Annotated in this window: 5 protein-coding genes; 2 read left to right on the forward strand and 3 right to left on the reverse strand. The window is 68.4% G+C overall.

The window, feature by feature from the left end:
• Window positions 1–111: 111 nt before the first annotated feature.
• A complete protein-coding gene (clpX, locus tag Q7F20_RS17815; RefSeq protein WP_305741398.1) occupies window positions 112–1,392 on the reverse strand; it encodes an ATP-dependent Clp protease ATP-binding subunit ClpX in 1,281 nt (426 codons plus the stop codon).
• A gap of 218 nt (window positions 1,393–1,610) precedes the next feature.
• Here clpX and Q7F20_RS17820 point away from each other — a divergent pair, with 218 nt between their 5' ends.
• Both Q7F20_RS17820 and Q7F20_RS17825 read left to right on the forward strand, forming a co-directional pair.
• Entirely contained in the window at window positions 1,611–2,327 is a 717-nt protein-coding gene (locus Q7F20_RS17820) for a YcnI family protein (protein WP_305741399.1), read from the forward strand.
• Window positions 2,324–3,007 carry a copper resistance protein CopC gene (locus Q7F20_RS17825; protein WP_305741400.1) on the forward strand — a complete coding sequence of 228 codons (684 nt, stop codon included), beginning with the start codon at window positions 2,324–2,326 and terminating at the stop codon, window positions 3,005–3,007. The genes Q7F20_RS17820 and Q7F20_RS17825 overlap by 4 nt, the downstream gene beginning before the upstream one ends.
• Window positions 3,008–3,061: 54 nt before the next feature.
• Here the strand turns inward: Q7F20_RS17825 and Q7F20_RS17830 are convergent, their stop codons facing one another.
• Complete coding sequence (locus tag Q7F20_RS17830; protein WP_305741401.1) at window positions 3,062–3,721, reverse strand: ATP-dependent Clp protease proteolytic subunit; 660 nt, start codon at window positions 3,719–3,721, stop codon at window positions 3,062–3,064.
• A gap of 26 nt (window positions 3,722–3,747) precedes the next feature.
• Window positions 3,748–4,377, reverse strand: coding sequence for an ATP-dependent Clp protease proteolytic subunit (locus tag Q7F20_RS17835; RefSeq protein WP_305741402.1), 630 nt, complete (start codon window positions 4,375–4,377; stop codon window positions 3,748–3,750).
• Window positions 4,378–4,499 lie beyond the last annotated feature (122 nt).

The raw sequence follows: 4,499 nt of genomic DNA on the forward strand, positions 1-4,499 counted from the left end.
CCCGCTGCGGCCATTGCGCCCCGGCTCTTCGGGGCGCAACGCCCGCCCCGGGGCGCGGAACGCAAGCACGCGGCAGCGCGCGAAGCGCCCAGCCCCCGGCGCGCGCCCGCGCTACGCGGACTTCTCGACGCGCTTCGCCCTCGGCCGCGGAACGATCGTCGGCGCAGCGTTCTCGAGCACCGACTCGCGGGTGATCACGACACGTGCAACATCATCCTCGGACGGCACGTCGAACATCACCGGCCCGAGCACCTCTTCGAGGATCGCCCGGAGCCCACGAGCACCCGTCTGCCGCAACACCGCGAGGTCCGCGATCGCCTCGAGCGCACCCCGATCGAACTCGAGCTCTACCCCGTCGATCTGGAACATCCGCTGGTACTGCTTCACGAGCGCGTTCTTCGGCTCGGTGAGGATCTGCATCAGCGCTGCCTGGTCGAGCTGCGACACCGTGGTCACGACGGGCAGACGACCGATGAACTCCGGGATGAGCCCGAACTTGTGGAGGTCTTCGGGCAGGACGTCCGCGTAGAGGTCCTGCTGGTCGAGCGGGCTGTGCAGCGGAGCACCGAAGCCGATGCCGCGCTTGCCGACCCGGGAGGACACGATGTCCTCGAGCCCGGCGAACGCCCCCGCCACGATGAACAGCACGTTCGTCGTGTCGATCTGGATGAACTCCTGGTGCGGGTGCTTCCGGCCGCCCTGCGGCGGGACCGAGGCGGTCGTGCCCTCGAGGATCTTGAGCAGCGCCTGCTGCACGCCTTCGCCCGAAACGTCGCGGGTGATCGACGGGTTCTCGGCCTTACGGGCGATCTTGTCGACCTCGTCGATGTAGATGATGCCGGTCTCGGCGCGCTTCACGTCGTAGTCGGCGGCCTGGATGAGCTTGAGGAGGATGTTCTCGACGTCCTCGCCCACGTAGCCGGCCTCGGTCAGGGCGGTCGCGTCGGCCACGGCGAACGGCACGTTGAGCCGCTTCGCCAGGGTCTGCGCGAGGTAGGTCTTGCCGCAGCCCGTCGGCCCGATGAGCAGGATGTTCGACTTCGCGATCTCGATGTCGTCGCGGTCCTCGGCGGCCGTGATCTGCCCCTGCGCACGGATGCGCTTGTAGTGGTTGTAGACGGCCACGGCTAGCGCACGCTTCGCCGGGTCCTGCCCGATCACGTACTCCTGCAGGAAGTCGAAGATCTCGCGGGGCTTGGGCAGCTCGAAGTCACCGCTCGTGGTGTCCTCGCCCGCCTCGGCCAGACGCTCCTCGATGATCTCGTTGCAGAGCTCGACGCACTCGTCGCAGATGTAGACGCCCGGACCGGCGATGAGCTGCTGGACCTGCTTCTGGCTCTTGCCGCAGAAGGAGCACTTGAGCAGGTCGGCGCTCTCTCCGATGCGTGCCATGTGCGTGCCTTCCCTCGGCCGTGCGACGACTCCGTCGGAACCGACGCCTGACGATCCTCCCGGTGCTGATCCACCGGCTGCTTCCGAGCCTAACCGCAACCCACGACAGCCACCGCGACACCCGGCGGGTTTCGCGCAGCGCGTTCGCCCAGGGCGTTCGATCCTGCTACCGTTGCCGAGTCTCCTCTACAAGTTGTAGAACTCCCGGAAGGAACCCCATGCCCAAGCGTGTCGCCGTCCTCGGTGCAGCCACCCTCGGTGTCACCGCCGCGATCGTCCTCGGCACCGCCGCCGCCGCGAGCGCCCACGTCGAGGCCACGGCCACCTCCACCGCGGCGGACTCCTACACGACCGCGACGTTCTCGGTGCCGCACGGCTGCGACGGCTCCCCCACCACGAAGCTGACCTTCCACCTCCCGGAGAGCATCATCGAGGTGACCCCGACCGTCAACCCGAACTGGACCATCACGAAGACCACCGAGCCGTACACGAGCCCCTCCGCCTCCGCGGACGACGAGTCCACCGAGCACGCGGGTGAGCGCGTGACCGCCGTCACCTACACCGCGAAGACGCCGCTCCCCGCGGACGAGCGAGACACCTTCTCCCTGTCGTTCTCACTGCCGGACGGCAAGCCCGGCGACCGCGTCGAGATCCCCGTGACCCAGACGTGCGCGAAGGGTGCCACCGAGTGGGACCAGCAGCAGGAAGACGGCAAGGCCGAACCGGAGCACCCGGCCCCCTCGATCGTGCTGACGAAGGCGGTCGCGACCGAGGCCGACGGCGACCCGGTCGAGGCCACCACCGCTGCGTCCGAGACGAGCACCGACAGCGACCCGGACCTCGTCGGCCGCTTCCTCGGCCTCGGCGGCCTCGTGCTCGGCGCCGCAGCACTCGTCGTCGCCGTCGCCTCGACCCGCCGACGGGTCACCAAGTGACCCGTCGCTCCCAGGGACCGGCCGCGCGTGCACCGCGCGGCCGTTCCCGTGCTGCCGGGAGGCGCGGTGCCGGTGTCGCAGCCACCCTCGCCATCGCAGGCGGTGCGGTCCTCGGCCTGGCCGGCCCCGCCAGCGCGCACAACTACATGATCGCCTCGACCCCGGAGGTCGACGGCACGCTGACCTCGCTGCCGAAGGCCTTCGAGATCACGACGAACGACAAGCTCCTCGACATCGACGACACGAACTCGGGCTTCGCGTACCGGATCGTCGGCCCCGACGGGAAGTACTACGAGGACGGCTGCCTCGACGTGGACGGCCCCTCGATGACGACGAAGGCCGCACTCGGCGCGTCGGGGAAGTACACCGTCGAGTGGCAGATCGTCTCCGCCGACGGGCACACCGTGTCCGACGAGTACCGCTTCACGTGGGATGCCCCCGACGGCTTCACGCCGGCGAAGGGCTCGTCCACCCCGCCCGTCTGCGCCACCGCCGGCAGCACGTCGAGTGCGGGTGCCGACACCACGGGCACCGCCTCGGGTGACACCGACTCGACGGCGTCCGACGCCCTGTGGATCGGGGCCGGCGGTGTCGTGCTCGTCGGCCTCGTCGTCGCGCTCCTGCTGCTGCTCCGTCGCCGTCCGGCACCCGCGGCCGAGGACGACCCCGCCGACGACTGATCCCGACGCACGAAGGCCCCGCACCGATCGGTGCGGGGCCTTCGTCGTGCAGCGCTACTTGACGAGCGCCGGCAGGTTCTTGCGGCTCGTGAGGACCTGGTCGATCAGGCCGTACTCGAGCGCCTCTTCGGCGGACATGATCTTGTCGCGCTCGATGTCGTTGTTGACCTGCTCAGCCGTGCGGTTCGAGTGCTTCGACAGGGTCTCCTCGAGCCAGGTGCGCATGCGGAGGATCTCCGCCGCCTGGATCTCGATGTCGGAGGCCTGGCCGCCGCCCTGCTGGACAGCCGGCTGGTGGATGAGCACGCGGGCGTTCGGGAGCGCCAGACGCTTGCCGGGAGTACCGGCAGCGAGGAGCACCGACGCCGCCGAGGCGGCCTGACCGAGGCAGACCGTCTGGATCTGCGGACGGATGTACTGCATCGTGTCGTAGATCGCCGTCATCGCGGTGAACGAGCCACCGGGCGAGTTGATGTACATCACGATGTCGCGGTCCGGGTCCATCGACTCGAGCACGAGCAGCTGGGCCATGACGTCGTCGGCCGACGCGTCGTCGACCTGGACGCCGAGGAACACGATGCGGTCCTCGAAGAGCTTCGCGTACGGGTCCTGCCGCTTGTAGCCGTAGGCCGTGCGCTCTTCGAAGCTCGGCAGGATGTACCGATCAGTGGGGGCCGGGACGTTCTGCGCGCCACCGAGCATGGGGAGGTGCATTCTCGTTTCCTTTTCTTCGGTGGGGGTCAGGACCGGGCGTCGGGCTCGGCTGCGTCGGTCTGGGTCTCGCCGTCGCCGACGGTGCCACCACCACCGACGACCTCGGTCGAGGAGGCACGGAGGTGGTCGACGAAGCCGTAGTCGAGGGCTTCCTGCGCCGTGAACCAGTTGTCGCGGTCGTTGTCCTTGAGGATCTGCTCGATCGACTTGCCGGTCTGCTCCGCCGTGAGCTCAGCCATCCGCTGCTTCATGTCGAGGATGACCTTCGCCTGCGTCTGGATGTCGGCAGCCGTGCCGCCGAAGCCACCGGACGGCTGGTGCAGGAGCACACGCGCGTTCGGGGTGATGTAGCGCTTGCCCGGCGTGCCCGACGAGAGCAGGAACTGCCCCATCGAGGCGGCGAGGCCGATGCCCACCGTGACGATGTCGTTCGGCACGAACTGCATCGTGTCGTAGATCGCCATGCCGGCGGTGATCGAGCCACCGGGCGAGTTGATGTAGAGGTAGATGTCCTTCTCAGGGTCCTCGGCGGCGAGCATCAGCAGCTTCGCTGCGATCTCGTTCGAGTTGTCGTCGCGGACCTCGGAGCCGAGCCACACGATCCGGTCTCTCAGAAGGCGGTCAAAAACACTGGGGTTCAGTGTTGCTTCGGCCATGGAAAAGCTCCCGTTCAGTTGTCGCTTGATGTCGAACTTATCGGGTGCAACGCACCACTTCGCGTCTGTTCGCTGTCGGCGGTCAGGTGGTGTGGAAATGCGAGACGGGAGGCGCGGTGCCA

Origin of the sequence: Curtobacterium sp. A7_M15, assembly GCF_030705415.1 — a bacterium.
GTDB lineage: Bacteria > Actinomycetota > Actinomycetes > Actinomycetales > Microbacteriaceae > Curtobacterium.